The following is a 25,427-nucleotide window of genomic DNA, read 5'->3' as shown; positions in this document are numbered from 1 at the left end:
ATCGAGAACAGTGGCCAGATTGCCAATATATGAAAGAATCAAGCCATGTCTGGTCCGCATCGCGTCGTCGTACTGGCTCTGAATGGAGTCATCCCCTTCGAACTCGGCATCCCGGCGCGCATCTTCGGACGTGCCCTCGACGTCGAGGATCGGCCGCTGTACGAGATCCTGACGTGCACCGTCGACGGCAATCCCGTGCAGACCGACGCAGACTTCAGCATCTCGGTCGACCACGGGAGCGAGTTGCTCGCCACCGCCGACACCGTCGTCATCCCCGCGTCGTACGAGTTGGGTCCGGCCTACGAAGACGGCTACCTCTCCCCCGAGTTGGCCGCAGCTTTCCAACACATCCGGCCGGGCACTCGGCTGGTCTCGATCTGCACCGGGTCATACATCCTCGCCGCGGCGGGTTTGCTCGACGGACTCCGCGCCACGACGCACTGGCGCAACACCGACCATTTCCAGCGTGTCTATCCCAAGGTGAACGTGGATCCGGACGTGCTGTTCGTCGACGAAGGCCACATCCTGACCTCGGCCGGGGTGGCGTCGGGAGTCGACCTCTGCCTGCATATCGTCAGGCGTGACCACGGCATGGAAGTGGCGAACACCGTCGCGAGGCGTTGCGTCGTACCGCCGTGGCGCGACGGTGGTCAAGCTCAGTACATCCGACGCCCCCTGGCCGACAAGCCTTCGGAATCGACTGCCGACGCTCGGCACTGGGCCCTCGAACATCTCGACGACCCGATCACCCTGGCGGACCTGGCGACGCGCGCCAACATGAGCGTCCGCACGTTCAGCCGTCGATTCCGCGACGAAGTCGGAACCACACCGAACCGCTGGTTGACCAGCAGACGTGTCGATCGGGCGCGGGAACTACTGGAGGAATCCGATCTGTCGATCGATGCGATTGCTGCTCGAACCGGCTTCGGGACTGCGACATCCATGCGTCAACACATGAACGAGGCCCTCGGCGTTTCACCGAGCGCCTACCGACGCACGTTCAAGGCACCGGTGTAAGCGGCAGTACCAGGCACTATCCTGGATGCCATGGCCGAACAGACTCGCCCGAACTTTCCTCAGTACTGCGGATACCTCCTGGGGAAGACGCTCCCCGACCGGTATCAGGACTGGGTTCGGAACGATCTGGTCGGCCCGGGTGCGCAGGCCCGCTACATCATCCGCTTCACCGTGCCGGCGACGCTGATTCTTCTGCTGTTCCTCTTGATCCCGGGACCGATCTGGATTCCCTTGGCCATGATGGCCTTGTTGCTCATCCCGCTCGCGTACTTCGTCGTGGCGCTCGGGACCATCTACCGCCGTCACCGCCTGCTGAGCCACGGACTCGATCCCGAACTGCTCGACGAGAAGGCCCAGCGCCGTGCCGATCGCACTCGCGAGGACTACGAGAAGCGGCACGGTCGCTGAGCACCCCTCAGCGGAACATCGTCACTGCGGCCTTGGCGAGGACCTTCGGATCCTTCTCGTAGTGATGCATCTTGGTGAGCTTGTCTTCCGGAATCCCCAGGAACTTGTAGACGGCTACCTGAGCGCAGCGCACCGAGTACTGCTCGGTGAACACCATGTCGAACGGCAACTCCGCGAACTGACTGATGAAGGCCAGGTTCTTGGAGTGCTTCGGCACCACCAGCGGCCGGTCGCCGACGGCGCGCCGATTGAACAGCGCACTGGCGTAAGGCATATGGCTGGTAATCGAATTCACGACGCTGCCGGTGATCTCTTGTCGACGCGCGGCGAGCGCACCGCTCTCGTCGAGCGCCTCGAGGTGTCCGAGCGTCTCTTCCAGCATTTCCCGCCCGGTCATCTCGATGAACGGCTTCTTCACGTAGTCGCCGTCCTTGCGCGGGAACAGACAGTAACCCCAGAAGACTCCTTCGTTCTCCTTCTGCGCGTGGTAGTGCGGCTGATGGTGGACCACGATCGAGAGAAGCACGTTCGAGTCCACGAATGTGTTGAGCGCATTTCCGGGGAGCTGCTTGGTGATTCGGGAAATCTCGTTGATGAGCTCGTGTGACGAAGTGGTGACGGTGAAGCTGGTCCACTCACTCTGCGCCCGGTCCCCGAAGAACTTGTCGGGATTCCCGAGGTCGTAGAAATGCTCGGTGGCCTGCTTCCACAGCAGCGCACTCGGTGCGTATCTCATGTCTTCGACGATCGGGGTATCCAGATCGCCGATCGAAGAACTGTCGGTGATGCTGCCGTTGGTGTCGAAGACGAAATCGCCCTCCGCCACGTCGATTCGGCCCTTCTCACCGGTGCGGACGTTTTCGTAATCGAGTCCCGTCACGATGATCTCGTCTCGTAGCGGGGTGTCCTTGAACACGAACTCCGTGATCTTCAGTTCGTTGACGAACTTCACGCCCTTGCCTTCGAGGAAGGCCCGCATCGGCAAGATGATGCTCTCGTACTGGTTGTACGGGGATCTGGTGACACCGGCAAGAGTTTGAATGCGACTGAACTCGAGAATCATTCGGTTCATGTACCGGCGCAGCTCCATCGCCGAACTCACCCGCTTGAAAGCAAATGTGGTCTCCCACATGTACCAGAAGTTGGTGGTGAAGAAGTGCGGAGTGTCCTCGAACCACTGCTCGATACTGATGTCGTCGAGTTTTGCCTCGTCCGACTCCGGCATCGTCATCAGCTTCGTCAACAAGTACCGATCCTTGTTGTCGAATTGCATGTGCTTGTAGTCGTTTTCACCCTTGTTGCGGATGCCGTCGCGATCGATCAATCGTGCGACGTCGTGCGTCGGATGTGCGTGGTCGAAATCGAGAATGTCATCCGTCACCGATTTTCCCGGGTTGTCCAGCGACGGAACCACACTCAGCACGTCCCAGAGGTTCTCATAGGTCTCCTCGTTGAGCATGCGACCGCCACGATTGATGAAGCCCGCGGCGTTGCCCAGCTCGCGATGACCGTACTGGTACTGGAAGGTAGCGGCAGATTCGCCGTCGTTCGCTCCGTGCATGTCCAGGCCCATGATGGTGATGTCCTCACCGTTCCACTCACCGTCTCGAATCAAATAGACGGCAGCCGAGAGGTTTCCGATGCCGGCACCGATCATGTAGGCCTTGTGAGACAGCTTGGAAGACATTGGGTTTCGTTCCTTACTCGAGTCGCGGTACGGATACCTTCCAAGCATGGACCCCTTTGCCCGCTGGCGCATCACCCGAACCGGATGACGTCCGTCACGGTCGCTGAAGGCGCACCAGATCCAGTGCAAAACGCGCGTAGTCGCGTGCAATTTCCTCGGGCGTTTGTGGTCCGCTCGGCCGATACCATTGCGCGACAGAGACACACATCACGACAATCGCACGCGCGGCCTGTCTCGGCCGATCCGTCTCGAACACACCGGCGGCGATTCCGTCGTCCACCTGCTTCGTCATCAACCATTGCTGGTAGTTGCGTGATTCCGTGATGCGCAACCTGTTCTCGGCTGTGAGACTGCGCATTTCGCTGGCACCGAGAAATCCTTGATCACGCCGATAGATATGGAACAAGGTCACACATTCGACGAGGAAAGCCAGCCTTTCGGAGGGACTTTCGCCCTCGTCGATTGCCGCCAACGATCTCGTGTTGAGTTCATCCATGGTGAGGTCGAGAATTTCGGCCAACATCTGCTGCTTGCTGGAATAGTGGTGATACAGACCCGGAACACTCATCTGCGCACGTTTGGCGATCTCACGCATCGCAGCGCCGTGATATCCGGTCTTCACCATCTCCGCGAGCGCGGCCGCCAACACCGGATCGAACGAACTCGGACCGAACCGTCGCCACTCGTTCGGGCGAAAATGTGCGTCCGGGTCGGCGTCGTCGCCTCCCCATCGCGGCTGTTCCGGCGGACGCACTATCGCAGCCGGGAGCAGAGCGTCGAAACGCACTCCGAGAATCCCGCCGATTGCCGCCAACCGGTCGACGCTGACTCTGGTCTTTCCGGTCTCGACAGCGCTGAGGGTAGCCGGGCTGACATCGAGACGCCTGGCCAATTCACGCAGCGAGAGCCCGCTGTGACGCCGCGCTTGCCGGATCGACGCCCCGATCAGGACAGCATTCTCGAATTCGGTCACATTGTTCAGTATTGCCGAACATAGGATTTCCGACAATGCGATGACCACGGAAATCTATGAACGTGTTGACTACTAGTTATCGGCCTGAACATGATGTGGATCACAAAGACCCAGGTCCGCCCGAGCGATCGTTCGGTGTCGGTAGCGAGAGGATCGAATCACCATGACCGAGGCGCCATATCTTGGAGAACTCCTGCGCGACGCACCCAGCAACTGGGGCAAGTGGGGAGAGTCCGACGAGGTCGGTTCACTGAACTACCTCGACGCCGGACAGGTGCTTCGTGGCGTCGGAACCATCAAGCAGGGTTCCGTGTTCACGCTTCAACGGCTCATCGGCGACCCCAAGGGTGATCCGGTGTGGCCGGGACGCAGCCCTGCCGAGCGCACACAGATCTTCGACGAGAGCAGCTGGGACGGCGACGACGCCCCCAACTTCCCCGGTGGCCTGCATTACGCGGACGACAAGATCGACGCGTTCCTGCAGGGTTCGACGCAGTACGACGCGCTCGGCCACGTCTGGTACGACGGCGCCCTGTGGAACGGATACTCGGCTGATACCACTGTCGGCGGCCTGGAGAAGGCCAGCGTCGAACCGATTGCCGACCGCGGCGTCGTCGGACGCGCAGTACTTCTCGACATGGCAAAGTTCCGCGGCAAGGAAAACCTCGACAAGGCCGAAACCTTCACGCACCATGATCTTTTGGCCTGTGCCGAAGCGCAGGGGGTCACCATCGAGAAGCGTGACATCCTCGTCATCCGCACCAACTTCCTCAAGCTGTTCTTCGACCAGGGCGAAGCCTTCTACGAGGGCTTCTGCGAGCCCGGCCTGATCTACAGCCCCGAACTCGTCCAGTGGTTCCAGGACATGGAGATCCCCAACCTTGTCACTGACACCATTGCCAACGAGGTCACCACCGACCCCGAAAACGGTGTGGCACTGGTTCTCCACAACGCATTGATGCGCAACCTCGGAGTGGTGTTCACCGAGATCTGCGATCTGGAGAAGTTGGCCGCGGACTGCGCGGCCGACGGCCAGTACACGTTCCTGTACGTCGCCGCGCCACTCAAGGTTGCCAAGGCCAGCGGCTCTCCCGTGAATCCGGTTGCCATCAAATGACATACGAAGATCGCCCTTGGTTGGCGTTGTACCGCAACGACGTTCCCCCCGACATCGACGTCGAACACCCCACGATGCTCGAAATGTTGGCAGCGGCGGTCCGCTCTGATCCGGACGCCACGGCTGTGAAGTACTTCGACGGTCAACTCAGTTTCGCCGAACTGGATCAGCAGAGTGACGCCCTGGCCCGAACACTCCGAGCCGGTGGACTGGTGAAGGGTGACCGCGTCGCTCTGTTCCTCCAGAACGTTCCGCAGTTCGTGCTTGCGCTCGCCGGAATCTGGAAAGCCGGCGGCGTCGCAGTCTCGATCAATCCCATGAGCCGTGAACGAGAACTGGGATACCAACTCGAAGATTCCGGAGCAGCGGTTCTGATCGCTCTCGAGGGGCTCTACGAGTCCGTCGGCCGCAATGTCGTCTCCGACTCGCCGGTCAGGCGAGTTATCACCACCTCGGAACTCGAGTACCAAAGTCGCAACGATCCGAGGATTTTCGACGGAATTGTCAAGAAGGATCTCGGTACCGACGATCTCGCGACGCTGATCGACGAACATCGTCTCGGCGATCCGATCACTACCGACGCTGCACCGGAAGACATTGCGGTACTGACCTATACGTCGGGAACCACCGGTCCGCCGAAGGGAGCGATGACCTCTCACGCGAATATGACCTTCAACGCCCAGGTGTACCGGGACTGGCTGGGGCTCACCCCGAAAGACACGGTTCTCGGAGTTGCACCGCTCTTCCACATCACGGGGTTGATCGGTCACATCGCGGTGTCCGTCCTGGCGAGAATGCCGCTGGTGCTGGCCTATCGCTTCCAGCCCGAGGTGATGCTCGACGCGATTCGTGAGCACCAACCGACATTCACAGTCGGCGCCATCACTGCTTTTACGGCACTGCTCAACACTCCGGGTTGCGCGCCGGAAGACTTCACCTCCATGCGGTTGCTCTACTCCGGCGGCGCACCCATCTCGCCGACTGCCGCCGAGGCCGTCCGCGCCATGACCGGTGCTGCGCTGCACAACATCTACGGGCTGACCGAGACCACGTCGCCGACCCATGCCGTTCCCGTTGGTGCGGATACGCCGGTCGACCCCACATCCGGAGCACTGTCTGTCGGCGTTCCCGTACCCAACACCGTGGTCCGCATCGAAGACGAGGGCGGTGCGGTCCTGCCGATCGGAGAGATCGGCGAACTGGTCGTCCGAGGTCCACAGGTGGTGCGCGGTTACTGGAACAAGCCGGAGGAGAGTGCGTCGGCCATTCGCGACGGGTGGTTCCACACCGGCGACGTCGGTTTCATGGACGAAGCCGGCTGGTTCTACGTCGTCGACCGTAAGAAGGACATGATCATCGCGTCCGGCTACAAGGTGTGGCCACGCGAAGTCGAGGACGTTCTTGCCGAGCATCCCGCAGTCCGTGAGGCGGCAGTCGTCGGGATCGCCGACGAATACCGCGGTGAGACGGTGAAGGCGTTTGTCAGCCTCGTCGCGGGGGCGTCCGTCACCCCGGAAGATCTGATCGATCACTGCAAGCAGCGGATGGCGGCGTACAAGTACCCACGCTCCGTGGTGCTGGTGGAGGAACTGCCCAAGACCGTCACCGGCAAGATACTGCGACGGGAACTGCGCACGATCTCTTGATCGCGGGGCAGCGGGCGGACTTCGCGGTCCGCCTGCTGTCTGATCGCGCACAGTTTCCGGTCGACCGCGCCATTGGGGTAATGGAACAGTAATATGTGCTGAGTACCCACGGACAAACGGGAGACATCAGTGAGCAAGTTCGGACGTAAGAAGCAGCCCACGCCCAAGAGCTACCAGTGGCTGGCCATGACCCTCATCGCTTTGTCGCTCTCCGTGTCGATCGGGATTGCCGCCAAACCCTCCTGAGCTCTGCGAATCCGAAACTTGTAACCCCGCGTCCATCTCCACATGGGCAAATAGGTGCAATTCGGACGCTTAGCTGTTCTAACTTTCCTTCCGTCGTGTCACCTCGGCACCGACGGAGAGGATCAACTCACCATGCGAAGCTCACGCTTCGGCGTGCTGGCCGCTGCCGGCGCTGTCGGACTAGTGCTTGTCACCAGCAGCGTCCAGTCCATCGCCACGGCGTCACCGTTCGGTTCGCTCGACGCCGGTTCGAGCTCCGGTTCGACAGAGATACCAACCGTCAGCGACGGCGGCTTCACGTCCAAGACGCCCTACACTCCCGGCCAGCGCATCGCCGACTATCAGGCGCCGCCGACGGGATACTCCCCCGTGTACACGGAAAGTGTTGCGCGCCATGGTTCCAGAGCACTGTCGAGCCTGAAGTACGACGACCTGAGCCTGCAGCTGTGGGAAATCGCCGAAGCCGAGAACGCATTGACCCCCGTCGGCAAGGAATTCGGCACGGCCCTCCGTGATCTCATGGCCGCCAACAAGAAGCTGGGGTACGGCAACCTCAGCGGACTCGGGATTACCGAACACAGACAGCTCGGCGCGCGGGTCACCGAACGCCTCCCCCAACTGTTCGACGCCATCGCAGCGCAGCAGGGCACCATCACCTTGACCTCGTCGGGTGTGGACCGTGCCGTGGACAGCGCCGAGAACTTCGCGCAAGGGCTGACCGGTGCGTTTCCAGCCGTCGCCGGTGATGTTTCACCGGTGACCACGGATGCCGACCTTCTCTACTTCCACGACTCGGATGCAAACGCCGACTACAAGGACTACGAAGAGTCCGATCCTCGACTGAAAGCCGTCGACGACCAGATCGCCGATCTTCCCCGCACCCGCGAGGTCTCGCGGCACATGATGCTCAGGCTCTACTCGGAGGACTTCGTCAACCGGCTGAGTGCGGGCGAGTTCTCACTCGTCGACCGTGGCAAGGGTTCCAGCACGATCGACAACGAGGTCGACGCCGCGTACATGCTGTACAACACGTACATCATCACTCCGGGCATGGCCGAAGAAGGCAAGTGGAATTTCGAGCGGTTCATCGAACCTGCTGACGCGCAGTGGCTCGCATACACGAACGATGCCGAGGACTTCTACGCCAAGGGCCCGGGCTTCACCGGTGAAGACGTCACCTACCGGATGGCAACTGTCCTGCGCGACGAGTTCCTGCGCGGCCTGCAGAAACATACCGGCGACGACGCCGTCCCGGGAGCGGATTTCCGGTTTGCACACGCAGAAACGATCATCCCCTTCGCGGCACTCTTGAAACTGCCGGGAAGCACCGTCTCGCAGGCGGAGGGTGACCTCTACACCTATGCGAACAACCCCTGGCGCGGATCGCAGGTCAGCCCGATGGCTGCCAACGTGCAGTGGGACGTGTACGCCGGACCGGAGGGTAAGCGTCTGGTCCGAATGCTCTACAACGAGCGCGAGACAGCCTTTGCTGCCCCGTGCGCTCCGGTGAGCGCCGGGAGTTTCTTCTACACGCCGGACGAACTGGCCCGCTGCCTGCCGGAGATTTCACCGGCAGCCTGAGATCCGGCAACTCGGGATCCAGCCAGCGGTCGACGAGGGCGCGCCCATACCTGGTGCAATGCCAGCATGCGCGCCTTCTCGTCGTCTTCCATCAACAAGGCGTCGCAGATCCTCACGATGACCGGAGCCGAAACACCAACGGACGTACCCTGTTCCAGCCGCTGATAGTGATTGAAACTGATGTCGGCAATCTGCGCGACATCGCGCCGACTGAGGCCGTGCATTCGGCGAGCACCCTCGCAGCGCATGCCGACCTTTTCGGGCGCAAGACTGTTTCGTTTTTCGACGAGCATCTGGCTCATCAACTGACGCGCGCTCGACCCGTTCACGTCGCCACCTTTTCCATCCCTGAAATATGCTTTCACCTAACATGTTTCAGAATATGGGATGGGACGGACCCGGCGGTATCTCCGAGATGACAGATAATCACGCGATACCGCCAACCCTGTGCCCGTCCAGGCCGCGACGATGAGGCTCAAGATCAGGCTATGAACCTGCCGATCGTCGGATTCGACTGGCAGATGGGACTACTGCCCCAGTTGATCGAACCGAACGCCGTCGCAACGACATTGCCGACGCCGGTGTTCACCGTCGCGGACAGGTACGGATAAGTACCGACCAGGTCGACGATTCCGGACTTGCCCGTGTCGGTGTTGACCCACGCAACGGTCACCTGACCCGCCGCCGGGATGGGTGCAGCGGCCGGGAAGGAATCGAAGCGAATGTCACCCTTGGCGATGGGCGGATTGGATTCTGGCCCGGACTGGCCGGTGAGCCCGGTCAACGAGGCCAGCGACCCCTGATTCGGACACCCGATAGTGACGGCGGCGCCGCCGAAAGGGTGGGGCGGATCAGCCGAGGCGACTCCGGCGAACATGACGCTCGCGGCAATCGGTAGTCCGATGGCCGCAAAAACCCCGGCCGTGCGTGTGACGCTCATAGCTGCTCCTCGGGTCGACAACACTTTCCGGATACCCCTGGTACAACGCCCGAAACGAAGGAAAGACGACTATTCACACCCCCTAGACAACGCGTGTTGTCAGAACTACAGTCGGTGGTGCAGCTCACATCTATCTCTGCCGCGCGCAGACCAGTCCCAGGGAGTGTTCAGATGAAGCGCTACGACCTCCGCAGTCGCACGGATCAACTCGATCCCGAAACCGATTACGAAGAGATGTCGCGCATTCTCGCGGCGCAAGAGTTTCCCTGGGACATCAATCAGGCGCTCAGCTTCGCACTGTTTCGTACATACGCTGTCCCCTCGATCGGCAAGCTCCTCTTCTCCACGGGCGAGTTCACCGACAAGGTTCAGAAGCGCTACGACGACACCAGCCTGATCCTCGACGCCATCCTCGAGCACGGCCTCAGCAGCACCGAAGGCCGCAAGAGCGTGCGTCGAATGAATCAGATGCACGGCTCGTACGACATCTCCAACGACGACATGCTCTACGTTCTGGCCACCTTCGTCGTCACGCCGGTCAGATGGCTCGACGAGTACGGCTGGCGGAAGATGACCGACAACGAGATCGTCGGGTCGACGAACTACTACCGCCACCTGGGTCGGTACATGAACATCAAAGACACTCCTGACACCTACGAGGGCTTCGTCAAACTTCTCGACGACTATGAGCGCGAACACTTTTCATTCGATCCCGGCGCCCGAGCCGTCGCTGATTCCACCCTCGACCTGATGTGCACCTTCCCGCCCAACAACCTGGCACCGAAGGCTCTGGTCAAGGGATTCGCCTTCGCGCTCATGGACGATCACCTACTCGACGCCTTCCACTACAAGCACCCGAGCACTGCGATGCGCGTCGTCTCACGCGGTGCGCTGAAGGTCCGCGCGCACCTGCTGCGGTTCTTCCCGGTGCGCACGAAACGGAAATTCGCCCGCGAGCTGCCCAACATCCGCAGCTACCCGAGCGGTTACAAGGTCGAAGACCTCGGCACCTTCCCCACGGGATGCCCGGTCAAGCACCTGCAGGCAGACCAGCAGGCCCAAGCGTAAGCACCTGGGATACTTGCACGGTGGCGCAACTCTGGATGCTCGAGGATCTCGAACCGTGGCGCGACACCCCCATGCCTGGCGATACTTGCGAACCGACGACCTATTGGGCCAGTCCCGAAATGTTGGACCTTCCCGCCGAGGTGTGCTGCGAAATCGATGCACGCATCGCGACCGTGACAATCGACGGCCGCACTGAGCACATAGCCCATCTCGGAAACGGATTTACGACACTGATCGGCGACGATGTCGGAGCCGTCGGCAAGACGCGGTTGAGAGGCTGCCTGGTGTGGGATCGCTACCTCTGGACTCGATACCGCACTCAGCCCACCGGGCGCGTGCGGGTGAAAGAGCGGCCCGGCCACCTCGTTCAACACGAAACACTCTTGACGACAATTCATCCCGGTCTCTTCAACGTCGTCTTCGACGGGCCGACGGTGTACTGCGAGACGAGTTGGGTACCTACCGATTTCGGCGTCCGCTGGAACACGCTGGTAGTCGAACTCGAGACTTGGAAGTGATCGGGCGTCAGTGCCAATACGGCGGATCGATATCCGGGTCGTCGAGCACGGCGTCGATCCGCGAATCAGCCACAATTCGAATGATGGCCTCCTCGGGGGCCGCAATGGTCGCGAAATGTGGATCGACATCATTGGTTATGCACCAGGAATGATCAGCCGGCCAGATGAAGGCCGGATCAGGGGAAGAACCCCACGGCCAACGAGCTGAGTTTTCCACGCTCCAATCGGCGTAGTCGGCAAGCGTTCCGCGAAAGAGCCAGTAGTCACGATTGGGGATCTCGAACCGCGGAACGTCATCACCGACTGCCGACCCCCACCCGGTCCACATGCAGAAATAGCACTCGTCGGGTGTGGTTGTGTAACTGGACAACACATCCAGGGCGAAGCCGATCAGCACTTTCTCTTCCGGCCCGGTTTGATCGAAGTCGACATCATTGGATTTCTGATCGGGAAAGCTCGGATCGGGGATGAACCGTAAGCGCGCATACTTCGGAAATCCGATCGGGCCGCGCCCCGCCAACTGATACCAAGGAAGATCCTGATCGACCAGCCAATCGGTAGCCGCCAGATCTGTGCACAATGTCAGGCCCGTGCTGGGCTGATCCGTAATTCTCATGCCTGGGAAAGGGAAGAGCCTCGACCCGCGCGACGCAGGGTGATCAATTCATGGTTCGTCTCGGCGTCGTGTCGACGCCCCTCTTCTTCGAACTCCATCAGCGCATAGAACCTGCGGGCGCGATCGTTGAGCGTGTAGACCTCCAGTGTCACCTCGCCGTGCATGGTTGTGACGTGTTCGACCAACGCCCGCCCGACGCCCAACCCTTGTGACGCCGGCGCGACGAACAGTCCCCCGATTTCGGAACCGATCATTCCCAACAGGCCGACAACTTCGGAGTTGTGCTCAGCCACCCAATTATCGGCCTGAATCAGATAGACCTCTCGCATCTTCTGCTCCCGTTCGCCCGTTCCCTCACCCGTAAGGAACGGATGGGCTTCACGGGCAGCGCGCGACCACAGGTGGACGACCACATCCTCATCCGAGGGTAGGTAGCGGCGAATGATCAGATCCTGATTCACAATCCGACCATACCCTCCGGCATCAGAGAGATAGCCGGCGCTGAAAGTGACCAACTCTCGGATCAACGCACGACGGCCTCGACGTAAACCAGTGGCAACAATTCCATTCGTTGCCACCCCACAATTACTGCCTTGTGCAAGGGTTGTCCGATGACTGACGGTGATCCGATAACTAAGCGCGGAGGTCCGGCATCCTGGTGGAAGGTGATGGCAGTTGTCATCGCAGTGCTTGTCGCTCTCACATGCGGCGTCATCGTGTGGTCCTTCATGCCGCCGGTTGTGTACTTTCCATTCTTTGCGCTCGCCGCCTCGGTAATACTCGGATTGGGTGGAGTGTGGTTGATACTCAGCCTGATTGGTTGGATGAAGTACAAAACGCTCCGGTTGAGCACGATCGCGCCGGTGATAGTCCTCGTCACCGGCGCGCTCGTGACCTTGTCCGTCCCTTCGCATGTTGCGTTTGCACTGTCGAAAGACTCGCTCGAAGCAGTAGCCGCGGATTGCCAGAAGTCGTTGGACAACCAAACAATTGGCGTCTACCGGGTCCTGCAGGTCTGGCCCGTCGGCAACGGGTGCCGCTTCCACATCGAGGGTGGTCTGATCGATTCGATCGGATTGGCGTACTTACCTGACGGCGCACCATATCTCGGCAAGCCCCGCCGCGACGGCGAGATCGGATACCAGGAGTTCGACGGCGACTGGTACTCGTTCGTTCAAGCGTTTTAGCAGCGAGAAACTAGCCGACCAGCTTGGCCTTCAGAAGCGCGATCGTATCCGGAGTGAGTCCGAGACCTTCGGTGAGATAACCGTCGACGGTTCCGTAATCGCTGGCTATCTGCGCGAGTCCAGCTTCCAGGTACGAAGCGTCGACACCTAGGGCCGGTTCGAGATTGGTCGCCACCTGCGGGCTCAGGGCCTGAGAGATCTGCGCAAGGATCTTCTCGTTGGTCGCCTGAAGGTACGTGTTGCTCAACAGATAGTCGTCCATGATCGTCTGGGCGGGGACACCGGCGATGGACTGCAGCAACATCGCGGTCCAACCCGTGCGGTCCTTGCCTGAGGTGCAATGGAACAACTGCACCCCGTCACTCGCAGCGATGTCCGAGAGGACCTGCTTGAAGCCGGCACGGCGAACGGGATCGGTGACAAAACTGCGGTTGGTGTCGACCAAGAACTGCTTGGCCTCTTCCGGCGACTTGATAGTTGTGGCGAGCTGAGTGAGATCCTTGAACTCGATGGGGATGTTCGTGTACGTCACACCGTCCGGGAGCTTGTCCGCGCCACCGATGAACGGGTTGGAGATCTCGGTTGCGCCGCGCAGGTCATAGGCGTCGGCAAGTCCGAGGCCGGTGAGTGTCGTCTTGTCTGCGTCGGTGGTCGCGGTCAGCGCATTGGACCGGTAGATGACGCCGCGCTTGAGGTGTGAGCCGTCGACGGTGGCGTATCCCCTACCGTCGTTGCCGGCAACGTCGCGAAAGTTGGCCACGGAGGCCAAATTCGGTGTCGGCGCGAGGACAGGATCGAGCGAGCCGAGATCGACCGCTCCAAGCGAGCCTGTGTTGAGAGAGCCCAGGTCGAGCGGGATTGCCGTGGCGGGAGCAGCAAACATCAGACCACCTGTAACAACCAGTGCGGCGGCCTTCGCAGTGCGAGCGAACAACATTCGTGTGCGTGTGGACATGTGGCAGTGCCTTTCTCTGTAGTTTGGGATTTGTGGTGTGGCGATCTGGAGTTACGGAGCGATGTCACCGATGCCGGTAAATCCGTATCGCTGGTGAGGTCCGATGACTGCTACCTCGAACAGGCCTGTCCCGGTGCGGGTTACGCCGTCCTCGACGAGGGTGAACCGAGCCAAGTTGTCGACCGGGCACAGCATCTTCTTCCACGGTTCGATGTCCGAAACCTTCTCTCGCAGGCCCTGAACCACCAGTTCGCCCTGCCACATCCCGTGGCGCCAATCCTGCTCGAGTCCGTAGCCCGTGCCGACACCGATGTAGTTGGGCAGTATCGGTTCGCAGGTGATCTCCAGGATGTGGTCGGATTCGCCTGGTGCACCGGGGCGCCGGAAGTACAGAGTTCCGCTCTTCACCTCGCGAGTACCGGAAATGAACGTGAGCTGGTGGTCCGGTCGACCCAACCACTCCGGCTCGCGCGAGCGGTCCGCCCAGACGCGAGTCGCATCTTCGAGGATTCGGCGTCCCTGCTGATCTTCTTGGACGATCGTGACGATGGTGAAGTCGCCGAATTGCATGATCGAGTAAATCCAGAAGAAGTTCTGACTGCCGGCTATCGCCGGATCTGCCTTGCGTCCAGGCGGTTCCGCTTCGCCGACCGGTCGCACACCCCAGGACCGATCGCGATTACCCCGCCACGTCTCCGGGGTGACCGGGATGACGTCGCCGTCGACGGTCAAGGATCCGGACCATGTTCCGGTCTGCACGAATCGTTGCGTGTCGAAGGTGACTCGTTCGAGCTGGCGATGGAAATGTCTGGCCTCGAGATTGGCGGGGCCGTCGGACTCGAAGGTGAGGTCGAAGCTCAGGTCCGGCGCTTCGGGACTCGGGTCCAACACCACCCGTAAGCGGTGCAGACCCTCGATGATTTCGATTCGCAGCGGGCCTACTGACAGGTCCATACGATCGTCACCCAAGGCTCGGGATGCCCGGAAGACTATGTGGTCATCGCCGCGCCGAAGAACCGCAAAGCCGTCGCATACACCAAGATTGGGGTACTGACCGAGACCGATGATGAGAAACAGTGGCTCGGTGTCGCCGTCGACGCCGGCATGGCAGTTGAAGTAGTAACGGTCGTAGAAGTTTCGATCCGAGGTGCCCACGTGGCGGATGGTCTCGGCGATCTGATGTACCGGGTAGTCGTCGAGCGGGGACAGTGTCATCGTGCATCTCCTGTTGTGAGCGGGGATGTTGCGAGCGACTCCCAGTAGGTGCCGTCGAGCATGGCTTCGAGTGTCTTGTGGTGCAGGATCATCTCGTCCGGGTTGTCGGGGAATTCGGCCTGACCGAAAGCCACTGCGCGACTTTGGACTCGGAACATGATCACCGCGTGCCGCAGCGCGGCGTAAAGGATGTAGAAATCTAGATCCACAACCTGGTGGCCCGAAAGCGAGCGGTAGGCATCTGCCACGTCCTCGCGACGAAGGAAGTCCGGCATTCCGGGGAGTCCGGCCATGGCAGCGAGATCCTCGAAGAACCTGTGCTGGAAGATCATCCAGCCGAGGTCCAGCTCACGCGGCCCCAGTGTGGCCATCTCCCAGTCGAGGACCGCCGCCGGCTCGAAGTCGCGGTAGATGACATTTCCGATCCGCGAGTCACCCCAGCAGAGCACTGCGGAACCGGCATCGGCGGGGAAGTTCGCTTCGATCCAGTCGAAACCGCGCTCGATCAACGGAGATCCTGGTCCGTCGGCTGTTGCCCACTCGTAATAGCGCCGCTGGTCGTCAAGGTGCGCGCGAAGTGCTTCTGCCCCAGTCGGTTCGGCACCATCGCGGCACAACTCGGGGAGTGCGAGGTGCGGATCGGCCATAGCGTGTAGCTCGGCGAGCACCCGGACCGATGACTGCTGGAGTCGAGAGCAGTCGTCGGCCGAAGCTTCCGAGAGCCACGAGCCGAACGTGTACGGCATGACGTCTGGCGGGATTTCGCCCTCGCGCCGTTCCATCACGAAGAACTCACCGCCGAGCGCGTCCGGGTTGCTCTCGGACCAGTACACCCGCGGGACCGGCACCGATGTGTGAGCGGCGACGGCGCTCATGACCCGAAACTGCTGGTCCAGGTTGTACGACGGAAAGATCGGTACCGCACTGTCCCGCGGGGCGATACGGGCGACCAGGCGATGCTCGGCTCGAATCCCGTCCTCGATCCACGTCGCGTCGAAAAGCACAGTTTCGTTGGACATGCCGTTCGCGGCCGGTACCTCGACCGAGGTCACGGAAGGTTTCGAGCCTCGCCACAGCACGGTCGCGAGCCAGCCTTCGAGGCTGCGCCGCATCTCTGCCGGGTCGTTGCGGGATTCGCCGGGCCTGGCAAATTCGGCGTAGTCGGGATCTTCGCCGGAGGTTTCTGTTTCGGTTCGAAGGTTCATCACCACTCCTCGTGGTTCGGTGGCGCCGATGCGCACGTGCCGATTGTCGATACAATATGTATCGACTAAAGCCGTGACAGAATGTAACGGCCATCACAGCGATACCGCAAGGGATTTGCCCAAAATGTCCAAAGATTCCGAAACTCAGCACCGCCTGGGCCCGCAGCGAAACCCTGCAATCGACGACGCAGTACTGGACGCGACCAGGCAACTGTTGGAAGAAAAGGGGTACGCGGGCACGTCCATCGACGCCATAGCCACGCGTGCGGGAGTAGGACGTCCAGCCATCTACCGTCGGTGGCCGTCGAAGGCACACATCGTCAACGACGCGATCTATCCCGTACTCGACGTCGAACAGGGCGCGGACATCGACACCGAACTCGGCACCGAGGGCACGATCACGGATCAGATCCGCGCGCTGGTGCACGGCGCGGTTGCTCTGTTCGCAGCTCCCGCCACACGAGCCGCTGCTCCCGGATTGATGAGCGAAGTGCGAACAAACGCGGAATTACGCGACGTTCTCGTGGTGCGGCAACTGGCCGGAGTCCGCGTCGAGCTGAACCGTCGACTCGAGGCGGCGAGAGAGCGCGGCGACATCCGAAGCGGCGTCGACGCCGACGCTCTTCTCGACATCATGGCGGGCGCGGCCATCTTCGCGCTGTCGGTTCGTGACGTCTCGGACCCGGGACCGTTTGCCGATTCTCTTGCCGACATAGTGCTGAACGGCATACTCCCCGAGGCTCACTGAACCGCTGGTTTGCGCTGCCATACGCGGCACGATGGGCATAGGCATGCTCTGAACCAACCGGCAGCTCGCTCAGTGTTCATCCATCGAGTGGGACAGTCTGTCGCTGCCTCACTTCTGCGATGTATTCACGGATGGCGTCGCGGTTTTTCACAAGAAAGCTGATCTTCTCGTCAAGTCCCGACGCCTCCGCCTCGAGCATCGACAGCATCTCCGGTGTCACATCGCTCATGTGAATGACGCGTTCTTGGTCCAGGCAAGGAAGGATCTGCCGGATCACCCGCGTCGGGAAACCCATGTCCAACAACCCACGTATCTGAAATACCCTGTCAACCATTCGTTCGTCGTAGTCGCGGTAACTGTTTTCGGATCGTCTCGGAGCAATCAAGCTCTGTTCCTCGTAGTACCGCAAGAGGCGGCGGGACACCCGTGTCGCTTCTGACAGCTCGCCGATCTTCATTTGGCCGCCGATGTTTCGAGCGACGCTGCCTGGAGTCGCTCTCTCAACGTGCTCACCCGGGTGCTCGCCCCGAAGACAGCGGCAAGCTGTTCGAGGACAAGTGGGATGTCCCGGCCGTTGACCGCCGGCCGCAGTCGCACACCGTGTGCGCCAGCGGATACGAGTTCGTCGATCCGGTGGATCAGCTCATCTACCGAACCGACAAAGATGTCGGTGTCAGACGAGTACGGTGCGCCTGACAGCTCGTCGAGGGCACGCTTCTGCTGTACAGCCTCGAAGTGGGTCTTGCCGAGGAAAACCACGAGATCCACCAGGATCGCGAGCGGCTCATCGATCAAATTTCTTCGCACTGCATCACATTCAGCGTTGACGGCGTCGAGTACATCGCCGATGGTGACGCCATTAGCACTCGGAGTGGGTGTCACCAGGATGGCATCAGCCGACGCAACCGCCAACCGATAAGGAACTTGGGCGTGATGTGCGAGCGCGAGAACGACAGGCTTCAAGCCTTCGACGACAGGGATGGCGAGTGGTCCGGCGACCTCGAAAGTCTTTGTCACAATCAACTTGTCAGAGATCTTGTCGATATCGACAAATCGGCCATCGGCGCCTTCTTGGAGTGCGCCTTCCGACCAGGTCGACCACAATCCTCGGAGTATTTCGATCGACTCGGTTGCGCTCGAGAAGACCGGTTCGAGTCTGGTTCCAATCCGTTCAGGGAAGTAGATGTCGGACTCTCTCAGCTCCGGCACCGGTTGCGGGCGAACGAAATGACGTCTGTCGATGCTTCGCGAAGTGACCTGGGCACGGAGGCCGACTCGGCCCCCGCTCAAGAGATTGAGCGATGCGATTTCGGTGGCGATACTGTATGGCTCACTGTGAGTCAGATTTCTCGTGGCGATCACGCCGAGTCTCTGCGTCTCGAAAACAGCCAGTGCCGTCAGCGCTACCGGCGACAACCGACCACGAACCTGGTCTTCCTTGTCATCGATTCTCCTGAAGTCCGACGACTGCAACCCAATCGATTCTTCGAAAGTGACAAAATCGACAACAGATGAGTCAATGTCGCGCAACAACTCCGACCAGTAACGAGCACTGAAGAGTTCGGCGGGGGCAATTCCCTGCAATCGCCAGGCCGCTGGATGCCAGCCGGCTGGTTCCAGCGCGATGCCGATGATCGGTGACCGATGGATCGACGGCGTTGTGTTCATGCGTGTGCCTGACCTTCCTGATGGATTTGGGCCGGAGATCGAAACCCGTCTCCGCGGGCGGTCCACATGATCACCACGGATAGCAGCGCGAGTGCTACCGTCCACCACGGGAGAGATCGAGCACCGTTGAGAGACAAGAGAACTCCGCCCATCACTGCACCTGCTGCCATGGCAGCGTTCCACAGCGTCGTGAGAACCGCCTGAGCCTCGTCTGCGTGTGAGCCCGCAGCAACCGCTGCTGAGGTTTGCAACAGAGTCGGAATTCCGCCCCACCCCAATCCCCATACGGCAGCTGCTATGTAGACGAGCAGCGCATCCTCAGTGGTGACTGCCAGTGCGGTTGCGGCGACTGAAATCAGGACGGCGCCGACAAGAGCAAAAGTCCGTAGTCGCGCGTAGATTTGTTTGCCCACAACAACAATGCTGATTAGACATGCCACTCCGAAGGTCAACAGAACGAGGTCGTTGTCGTCTCCCATTCCTATCGATTCGAGAAACGGAGCGATGTACGCATACAGGATGGTGTGACCCAACACGACGATGAACGTCACGATCAGAACTGCGTCGACACCGGGAATGCGTGCCGCCTCGAGCATGCTTCGCCGTTTACGGCCGCGGGGCCGACCTGGACGATCGGGAACCGACACCGCGATTGCAACGAGAAGCGCAACAGCCAGTATCGACATGAGGTAGAACGGTGCCCGCCACCCGGTAGCGTTGCCCAAGTATGTCCCGAACGGAACGCCGAGCGCGAGAGCGAGCGGAATTCCGGCCATCGCGAACGCGATGGCGCGACCCTCGAGATGTTTCGGGGCAAGACTTCTGGCGTATCCGGCGAGCAATGCCCAGGCGATACCTGCAGCAACTCCCGCAATGAACCGGGCGGTCATCGTCAGAAGGTAGTCGGAAGAAAATGCAGTGACCGTGTTGGCGAATGCAAACCCGAGAATCGAGTTCAGCAGTAACACCTTTCGCGACCACGACGCTGTCACTGCGACGAGGGGAATTGTCGTCAGGGCCGTCCCCAGCGCGTAGATCATGATCGTCTGCCCGGCGGCTGATTCACTGACATCGAGGCCTTCACTCATTGCCGGCAACACTCCCGCTGGGAGGGTCTCCGTCAGGCTGGTGATAAAGACGGACGCGAACAACGCCAGGAGGGGAACGAGTGGGAGTGCGTCCCCGCGATCCTGTTCCGCAAGAAACTGTTTCGCTCCTGATGTGTGGTGTTTTGAATCGATGTCGTCTGCCATGAAACGATTGTCAACCTTCACATCAATGTGAAGGTCAAGCCCTCTGCGAAGATCGGACCCCGAATCAATCAATCTGATGCCGTGCAGGTTTGGTCTATCCAGTCGAGGAACTGCCCATGTCCACCGGCCAGCCCGTGAGGTGTGCCGTCAAGAGAAACAACAAACTTCCCACGGCGCACCTCTGGTGATGCCGTCAACTTGGCATCGACTTCGGGCAAAACCCCGAGACCTTCGTTCGCTATCCAGCGACATGGCAAAGCGTGAACAGCTTCTGCGAATTCATCTCTGGCAGTCGGGATCAGATAGTTGAGTACCGCACTGTGAAAGACCACGATCGTTGTTTCCCGTGGCGCACGTTCGACGAGATCGGCAACAGCCGACGTGAGATCTCCGCGAACCAGATGAGGCGGATCCACACGAGCGAGTGCCGCTGCGTCGCGCAATCGCCGCCGGCGATGGTCCTGTTCCGGCCACACAAGACTCTCCAACCATCTCATGTCGTCGGTGTCGCCTACATCGAGTGGGTTCAGGTCGATGCCCGCCCGGTACACCACGTCTGGGACTCTCTCCGGAATCGGCGGACTGCCAGTCGTCGCACACTCCAGCAGAACGGTGGACGGACCATCGACTGGATGCAGATACTTTGTGCCGTCGTAGAGAAAGCTGTAGCGGTCAGGGTAAAGGCACAGGCCCGCCGAAGCACCGACTTCGATGAGGGAGAGCGGGCCCTTCAACAACCCGAGGACGGGAAGCAACACGGCAGAGCGGCCAGCTTCATTCGTCTGTGTAGTCCTGGTCTGCGCGAGTTGTTCCACCTCGGACCAGTTGTCGCTCAGCCACCGGCGAAACAACGCATACGGCGCGACCGGGGCACCGAGGTGACGGCACGCCCCGAATATCAGGTTGGGTTGCCTGCGGGGTTCTGGAAGCCGATCTATCAGAGCGAGGACTGCTGGATCCTCCGATACGCCGGTGCCCCATTCCTCGTAGATCGCGGAGTTCCCTCGAGCCTCCACTTCCGCGAATGATCGGTACCAACGCGAAGTGTCCACCGTCGATGTTTACCGGATGGCGCGTGGTGCTGAAAGGTTTTCGATCAGGCCGTCGCGTAACTCGCAGACGTCCCCCACGTCAGGCGTACTCGCCTGAGAACCCTCCCGAGGCCCACTAGGCCCGAGCCCCGCCGACTATCCTGTGGGGCATGACCGAGCCTGTAGCGACCGCTGACCTTGCCGACGAGATCGGACCCGACATCCGTAGCTGCGACACGCAGTTCACCCAATTCGGTGGACGTGAAGTCTTTGCCGGCCCCATCACGACCATCAAGTGCTTCCAGGACAACCTGCTCGTGAAGCAGACCCTCAGTGAACCGGGCAACGGCGGAGTCCTCGTCGTCGACGGTGACGCGAGCATCCACACCGCGCTGGTCGGCGACATCATTGCCGGCCGCGGCGTCGACAACGGCTGGGCAGGCGTCATCGTCAACGGAGCCGTCCGCGACTCCGCGATCCTGCGCACCCTCGACATCGGCGTCAAGGCTTTGGGCACCAACCCGCGCAAGAGCACGCAAACCGGTTCGGGCGAGAAGAACGTGCCGATCGAAATCGGCGGAGTCACCTTCAACCCCGGCGAGATCGTTTACAGCGACCAGGACGGCGTCGTCGTTCGCGAGAGCTAGTCAGAAGTCGCGGGATCAGGCGGGGGCTTCCACTTTGGCGGCCATCCCGCCGATCTCGACGACATCGCCGTCACGAAGCTGGCGGCCCCGACGATCTTCGACCTCACCGTTGACCGAAACCATGCCGTCGGCGATCACTTCCTTGGCCTCCGCGCCCGATTCGATGAGGTTCGCGAGCTTGAGAAACTGACCGAGCCGAATCATTTCGTCGCGGATGGGTACTGCTGGAATGTTGTCGGTCATGTCAATCATCTTCCTCCTCCCACAAAACTGGACACGACAGACCACACTTAGCGTGAGGATCTGATCGACCGGTAGGAGAGGAAGCTCGATGGCACCATTGACCGAGGTATCGGACACCACTGCAGAGTTGGTGGAATCGCCACCCGAAAATCCGCGCCAGGCGCGTCGATTCCGCAAAGGGCGGTTCAGCCAGGTTCCCCATATCTCGGGACTGATCCTCGGAGTCTTCTCCGTACTGGTGTTCCTGTGGAGCATCTCGCCGGTACTGCGGCACATCCTCCGCGTCCCACGCGAATACATCGACAGCTACTACTTCGACGCACCGGATACGAGCCTGTCGTGGGCGCTCGTCGTCGCCCTGCTCGCCGCGGCCCTCGCGAGCCGCAAGCGCATCGCCTGGTGGCTGTTGACGATCTACCTGGCGCTGATCACCCTCACCAACATCGCCTCCGCGATCGTCGACAAGAACCCGAACAACGCCGTGGCCGTTGTCGTTTTGCTTGTCGTGATCGGAATCCTCATCGCGGCGAGGCCCGAGTTCTACACACGCGTACGGCGCGGCGCCGGCTGGAAAGCACTCGGCGTGCTGATCGGCGGCATGGCTGTCGCGACCGTGATCGGTTGGGGCCTTGTCGAACTCTTCCCAGGTGACCTACCGCAGAACCAGCGATTCCTCTGGGCTCTGAACCGCGTCACCGCCGCGGCATCGGTCGACAACGAGGTGTTCGACGGTCATCCACGCGTCTTCGTCAACACGATCCTCGGTCTCCTCGGCGCCATAGCACTACTCGCCGCCGTCATGACGCTCTTCCGCGCGCAACGCTCCAACAACGCCCTCACCGGAAATGACGAGTCCGCGATCCGCGGGTTGATCCAGAACTTCGGTGCCGACGACTCTCTCGCTTACTTCGCCACCCGCCGCGACAAGGCGGTCATCTTCGCGCCGAGCGGCAAGGCCGCGATCACGTACCGCGTCGAGATCGGCGTCTGCCTCGCCAGTGGTGATCCCATCGGTGATCCTGAAGCGTGGCCGCACGCCATCGAAGCGTGGCAGGGGCTCGCATCGCAGTACGGCTGGGCGACGGCCGTCATGGGCGCCAGCGAAACCGGGGCGACGGCGTACAAGAAGGCGGGCCTGAGCGTCCTGCAGCTCGGCGACGAAGCGATCCTGCGCACCCGCGAGTTCAATCTCAACGGACGCGACATGCGCCCGGTGCGCCAGGCGGTCACCCGAGTGAGGCGTCACGGCGTCACCGTGCGGATGCGACGCCATCGCGACATCCCGCCCGAGGACATGGCGGCCGTCATCATCCGCGCCGACGACTGGCGCGACACCGACACCGAGCGCGGCTTCTCCATGGCGCTCGGCCGACTGGGCGATCACCTCGACGGCGATTGCCTCCTCGTCGAAGCCGTCATGGGTGAAGGCACCGAGGACGAAAGCGTCGTCGGCATGCTCTCGCTCGTGCCGTGGGGACCGAACGGTGTTTCGCTCGACCTGATGCGCCGTAAGCCGACGGCGCCCAACGGTGTCGTCGAATTGATGGTCTCGGAGTTGGCCACACGTTCGGACGAGATCGGCGTCGTGCGAGTCTCGCTCAACTTCGCCGTGTTCCGCTCGGTGTTCGAGGAAGGTTCGCGCATCGGCGCCGGCCCGATCCTCCGCATCTGGCGCTCGGTGCTCGTCTTCTTCTCCCGCTGGTGGCAGCTCGAAGCGCTGTACCGCTCGAACGTGAAATACCAGCCGGATTGGGCGCCGCGCTTCCTCTGCTTCGAGGACAACCGCGAACTGCCGCGCGTCGGATTCGCGTCGGCCATCGCCGAAGGCTTTGTGGTGCTGCCCAGTTTCGGGCGCAAGTCCAGCCAGGTCGTCAAGCACACCGGTACGCATGCGGCGGTGCCGGCAGCTCTGGTGACCTCCGAAGGACTGCACGCCGACGGCAGCCCGCCGGACTCGGCGCCGACGTTCACGACCAACGGTCCGCGTCGACCCGAGCAGGTCCGCGTGCGCATGAACAAGCTCGCGCAACTGGCCGACGAAGGGATCGCCGCGTACCCCGTCGCCTATCCGCCGACGCATACGATCGCAGCCGCAGCGAAGTCGCCGGAGGGCACCCGCGTACGCATCGCGGGACGCCTCCTGCGGGTCCGCGACTACGGCGGAGTGGTGTTCACGGACGTGCGCGACTGGTCCGGCGACATCCAGGTTCTGGTCGACCAGGACAACGTCGGCCGCGAGAAGCTGGCGGAGTTCGCTGCCGAGTTCGATCTCGGTGACCTGATCGAAGTCAGCGGAACCATCGGGCGCAGCCGCAAGGGCGAGCTGTCGCTCATCGCCGTCGAGTGGCGCATGAACGGCAAGTGCCTGCACCCGCTGCCGGACAAGTGGAAGGGCCTCTCGGATCCTGAGACCCGTGTCCGCCAGCGGTACCTCGACATCGCCCTCAACCCGAAGGCCCGCGAACTTCTCGAGGCTAGAAGCGCCGTCGTGAAGTCGCTGCGCGATTCACTCGGTGGTCGCGGATACCTCGAAGTCGAGACCCCGATTCTGCAGCAGGTCCATGGCGGCGCGAATGCCGCTCCGTTCCTGACACACATCAACGCGTACAACCTCGACCTCTATCTCCGCATCGCACCCGAGCTGTACCTGAAGCGGTTGTGCGTCGCCGGTATGGAGAAGGTGTTCGAGATCGGCCGCGTGTTCCGCAACGAGGGCGTCGACTTCAAACACAATCCCGAGTTCACGATCCTCGAGGCATACGAAGCCCACAGCGACTACGAGGGCATGATGCGGATGTGCCGCGAGCTGATCCAGGCGGCGGCCGTCGCAGCATTCGGTCGCGAGATCATCATGCGTCCCGGCCCGGACGGCGAACTGGTCGAGGTCGACATCTCCGGTGAGTGGCCGGTCAAGACGATGCACGGCGCCGTCGCCGAAAAACTTGGTGTCGACGTCTCCCCCGAGACAAGTCTCGAAGACCTGCAGAAGTTGTGCGACGCCAACGAGATCCCGTACCAGTCCAGCTGGGATACCGGCGCCATCGCGCAGGAAATGTACGAGCATCTGGTCGAGGACTACACGGAGTTCCCGACGTTCTACACCAACTTCCCCACCTCGATGTCGCCGCTCACCCGGCCGCACCGCAGCATCCCCGGCGTCGCCGAGAAGTGGGACCTGGTGGCGTGGGGCGTCGAACTCGGAACCGCATACAGCGAGCTGACCGACCCTGTGGATCAGCGCAACCGGCTCACCGAGCAGTCGATGCTCGCGGCCGGCGGCGACCCGGAAGCGATGGAATTGGACGAAGACTTCCTCCAAGCCCTCGAACACGCGATGCCGCCGACGGGTGGTCTCGGGATGGGCGTCGACCGAATCGTCATGCTGATCACGGGTGGCAGCATCCGCGAGACGCTGGCCTTCCCCCTCGCGAAACCGCGTCAGTAGTCCGGATTCTCGC

At 61.4% G+C, this 25,427-nt stretch carries 25 protein-coding genes; 11 read left to right on the top strand and 14 right to left on the bottom strand.

The window, feature by feature from the left end:
• Nucleotides 1–45 precede the first annotated feature (45 nt).
• Together RWT78_RS06255 and RWT78_RS06250 are read left to right on the top strand one after the other, a co-directional pair.
• Nucleotides 46–1,017 (top strand): GlxA family transcriptional regulator, encoded by a 972-nt coding sequence (locus RWT78_RS06255; protein WP_007735863.1) that lies wholly within the window; start codon nucleotides 46–48, stop codon nucleotides 1,015–1,017.
• 30 nt (nucleotides 1,018–1,047) lie between these two features.
• On the top strand, nucleotides 1,048–1,425 hold the full coding sequence (locus tag RWT78_RS06250; RefSeq protein WP_003943558.1) for a DUF5313 family protein: 378 nt from the start codon (nucleotides 1,048–1,050) through the stop codon (nucleotides 1,423–1,425).
• A gap of 7 nt (nucleotides 1,426–1,432) precedes the next feature.
• Here the strand turns inward: RWT78_RS06250 and RWT78_RS06245 are convergent, their stop codons facing one another.
• Together RWT78_RS06245 and RWT78_RS06240 are read right to left on the bottom strand one after the other, a co-directional pair.
• Entirely contained in the window at nucleotides 1,433–3,160 is a 1,728-nt protein-coding gene (locus RWT78_RS06245) for an oleate hydratase (protein WP_314674707.1), read from the bottom strand.
• A gap of 46 nt (nucleotides 3,161–3,206) precedes the next feature.
• Nucleotides 3,207–4,133: a TetR family transcriptional regulator gene (locus RWT78_RS06240; protein WP_054831567.1), complete on the bottom strand. Its 927-nt coding sequence runs from the start codon at nucleotides 4,131–4,133 to the stop codon at nucleotides 3,207–3,209.
• Nucleotides 4,134–4,248: 115 nt separating this feature from the next.
• On the opposite strand from RWT78_RS06240, the gene RWT78_RS06235 reads away from it, so the two are divergent.
• From RWT78_RS06235 to RWT78_RS06225, 3 genes are all read left to right on the top strand, one after another.
• A complete protein-coding gene (locus RWT78_RS06235) occupies nucleotides 4,249–5,202 on the top strand; it encodes a cyclase family protein (RefSeq protein WP_007735859.1) in 954 nt (317 codons plus the stop codon).
• Complete coding sequence (locus RWT78_RS06230; protein WP_054825344.1) at nucleotides 5,199–6,848, top strand: class I adenylate-forming enzyme family protein; 1,650 nt, start codon at nucleotides 5,199–5,201, stop codon at nucleotides 6,846–6,848. The genes RWT78_RS06235 and RWT78_RS06230 overlap by 4 nt, the downstream gene beginning before the upstream one ends.
• Before the next feature lie 378 nt (nucleotides 6,849–7,226).
• Nucleotides 7,227–8,675 (top strand): histidine-type phosphatase, encoded by a 1,449-nt coding sequence (locus RWT78_RS06225; protein ID WP_314674703.1) that lies wholly within the window; start codon nucleotides 7,227–7,229, stop codon nucleotides 8,673–8,675.
• Here the strand turns inward: RWT78_RS06225 and RWT78_RS06220 are convergent.
• A complete protein-coding gene (locus RWT78_RS06220; protein ID WP_058227381.1) occupies nucleotides 8,621–9,004 on the bottom strand; it encodes a helix-turn-helix domain-containing protein in 384 nt (127 codons plus the stop codon). The genes RWT78_RS06225 and RWT78_RS06220 overlap by 55 nt on opposite strands.
• Nucleotides 9,005–9,156: 152 nt before the next feature.
• Complete coding sequence (locus tag RWT78_RS06215; RefSeq protein ID WP_003943607.1) at nucleotides 9,157–9,615, bottom strand: hypothetical protein; 459 nt, start codon at nucleotides 9,613–9,615, stop codon at nucleotides 9,157–9,159.
• Nucleotides 9,616–9,786: 171 nt separating this feature from the next.
• Here RWT78_RS06215 and RWT78_RS06210 point away from each other — a divergent pair, with 171 nt between their 5' ends.
• Both RWT78_RS06210 and RWT78_RS06205 read left to right on the top strand, forming a co-directional pair.
• Complete coding sequence (locus RWT78_RS06210; protein WP_314674700.1) at nucleotides 9,787–10,683, top strand: oxygenase MpaB family protein; 897 nt, start codon at nucleotides 9,787–9,789, stop codon at nucleotides 10,681–10,683.
• A gap of 20 nt (nucleotides 10,684–10,703) precedes the next feature.
• Complete coding sequence (locus RWT78_RS06205) at nucleotides 10,704–11,201, top strand: hypothetical protein (RefSeq protein ID WP_058036999.1); 498 nt, start codon at nucleotides 10,704–10,706, stop codon at nucleotides 11,199–11,201.
• Between the two features lie 7 nt (nucleotides 11,202–11,208).
• Here RWT78_RS06205 and RWT78_RS06200 read toward each other — a convergent pair whose 3' ends face one another.
• Together RWT78_RS06200 and RWT78_RS06195 are read right to left on the bottom strand one after the other, a co-directional pair.
• Entirely contained in the window at nucleotides 11,209–11,817 is a 609-nt protein-coding gene (locus RWT78_RS06200) for a hypothetical protein (RefSeq protein ID WP_314674697.1), read from the bottom strand.
• Nucleotides 11,814–12,278 (bottom strand): GNAT family N-acetyltransferase, encoded by a 465-nt coding sequence (locus tag RWT78_RS06195; protein ID WP_314674695.1) that lies wholly within the window; start codon nucleotides 12,276–12,278, stop codon nucleotides 11,814–11,816. The genes RWT78_RS06200 and RWT78_RS06195 overlap by 4 nt, the downstream gene beginning before the upstream one ends.
• 150 nt (nucleotides 12,279–12,428) lie before the next feature.
• On the opposite strand from RWT78_RS06195, the gene RWT78_RS06190 reads away from it, so the two are divergent.
• Nucleotides 12,429–13,004 (top strand): hypothetical protein, encoded by a 576-nt coding sequence (locus tag RWT78_RS06190; RefSeq protein WP_314674693.1) that lies wholly within the window; start codon nucleotides 12,429–12,431, stop codon nucleotides 13,002–13,004.
• 10 nt (nucleotides 13,005–13,014) lie between these two features.
• Here RWT78_RS06190 and RWT78_RS06185 read toward each other — a convergent pair whose 3' ends face one another.
• The 3 genes from RWT78_RS06185 to RWT78_RS06175 are packed head-to-tail and all read right to left on the bottom strand — an operon-like array spanning nucleotide 13,015 to nucleotide 16,379.
• The gene (locus RWT78_RS06185) at nucleotides 13,015–13,959 is read right to left on the bottom strand and encodes a tyrosine-protein phosphatase (RefSeq protein WP_099696862.1); all 945 of its coding nucleotides are present in this window, start codon (nucleotides 13,957–13,959) and stop codon (nucleotides 13,015–13,017) included.
• Nucleotides 13,960–14,010: 51 nt separating this feature from the next.
• Nucleotides 14,011–15,174 carry a hypothetical protein gene (locus tag RWT78_RS06180; protein WP_314674691.1) on the bottom strand — a complete coding sequence of 388 codons (1,164 nt, stop codon included), beginning with the start codon at nucleotides 15,172–15,174 and terminating at the stop codon, nucleotides 14,011–14,013.
• Nucleotides 15,171–16,379, bottom strand: coding sequence for a phosphotransferase family protein (locus RWT78_RS06175; protein ID WP_314674689.1), 1,209 nt, complete (start codon nucleotides 16,377–16,379; stop codon nucleotides 15,171–15,173). Before RWT78_RS06175 ends, RWT78_RS06180 begins: the two co-directional genes overlap by 4 nt.
• Before the next feature lie 124 nt (nucleotides 16,380–16,503).
• Here RWT78_RS06175 and RWT78_RS06170 point away from each other — a divergent pair, with 124 nt between their 5' ends.
• Nucleotides 16,504–17,127, top strand: a complete 624-nt coding sequence (locus RWT78_RS06170; protein ID WP_065351730.1) for a TetR/AcrR family transcriptional regulator — start codon at nucleotides 16,504–16,506, stop codon at nucleotides 17,125–17,127.
• Between the two features lie 76 nt (nucleotides 17,128–17,203).
• On the opposite strand, the gene RWT78_RS06165 is transcribed toward RWT78_RS06170, so the two are convergent.
• The 4 genes from RWT78_RS06165 to RWT78_RS06150 form a co-directional block, all read right to left on the bottom strand.
• Nucleotides 17,204–17,584, bottom strand: a complete 381-nt coding sequence (locus RWT78_RS06165) for a MerR family transcriptional regulator (RefSeq protein WP_007735825.1) — start codon at nucleotides 17,582–17,584, stop codon at nucleotides 17,204–17,206.
• The gene (locus tag RWT78_RS06160; RefSeq protein ID WP_162114216.1) at nucleotides 17,581–18,795 is read right to left on the bottom strand and encodes an LLM class flavin-dependent oxidoreductase; all 1,215 of its coding nucleotides are present in this window, start codon (nucleotides 18,793–18,795) and stop codon (nucleotides 17,581–17,583) included. The genes RWT78_RS06165 and RWT78_RS06160 overlap by 4 nt, the downstream gene beginning before the upstream one ends.
• Entirely contained in the window at nucleotides 18,792–20,048 is a 1,257-nt protein-coding gene (locus tag RWT78_RS06155; RefSeq protein WP_081604878.1) for an MFS transporter, read from the bottom strand. Before RWT78_RS06155 ends, RWT78_RS06160 begins: the two co-directional genes overlap by 4 nt.
• Nucleotides 20,049–20,116: 68 nt before the next feature.
• Nucleotides 20,117–21,100: a DUF2332 domain-containing protein gene (locus tag RWT78_RS06150; protein WP_007735820.1), complete on the bottom strand. Its 984-nt coding sequence runs from the start codon at nucleotides 21,098–21,100 to the stop codon at nucleotides 20,117–20,119.
• 149 nt (nucleotides 21,101–21,249) lie between these two features.
• Here RWT78_RS06150 and rraA point away from each other — a divergent pair, with 149 nt between their 5' ends.
• Nucleotides 21,250–21,726: a ribonuclease E activity regulator RraA gene (gene rraA, locus RWT78_RS06145; protein ID WP_003943552.1), complete on the top strand. Its 477-nt coding sequence runs from the start codon at nucleotides 21,250–21,252 to the stop codon at nucleotides 21,724–21,726.
• A gap of 15 nt (nucleotides 21,727–21,741) precedes the next feature.
• Here rraA and RWT78_RS06140 read toward each other — a convergent pair whose 3' ends face one another.
• The gene (locus RWT78_RS06140; RefSeq protein ID WP_003943569.1) at nucleotides 21,742–21,969 is read right to left on the bottom strand and encodes an RNA-binding S4 domain-containing protein; all 228 of its coding nucleotides are present in this window, start codon (nucleotides 21,967–21,969) and stop codon (nucleotides 21,742–21,744) included.
• An 88-nt stretch (nucleotides 21,970–22,057) separates the two neighbouring features.
• Here RWT78_RS06140 and lysX point away from each other — a divergent pair, with 88 nt between their 5' ends.
• Nucleotides 22,058–25,414 (top strand): bifunctional lysylphosphatidylglycerol synthetase/lysine--tRNA ligase LysX, encoded by a 3,357-nt coding sequence (lysX, locus tag RWT78_RS06135; protein ID WP_314674680.1) that lies wholly within the window; start codon nucleotides 22,058–22,060, stop codon nucleotides 25,412–25,414.
• Nucleotides 25,415–25,427: the final 13 nt, after the last annotated feature.

This window comes from uncultured Rhodococcus sp. (genome assembly GCF_963525155.1).
Taxonomy (GTDB): Bacteria; Actinomycetota; Actinomycetes; order Mycobacteriales; family Mycobacteriaceae; genus Rhodococcus_F; species Rhodococcus_F qingshengii.
Note: the sequence above shows the minus strand (reverse complement) of the source record. Positions and strands in the feature narration are given on the sequence as shown.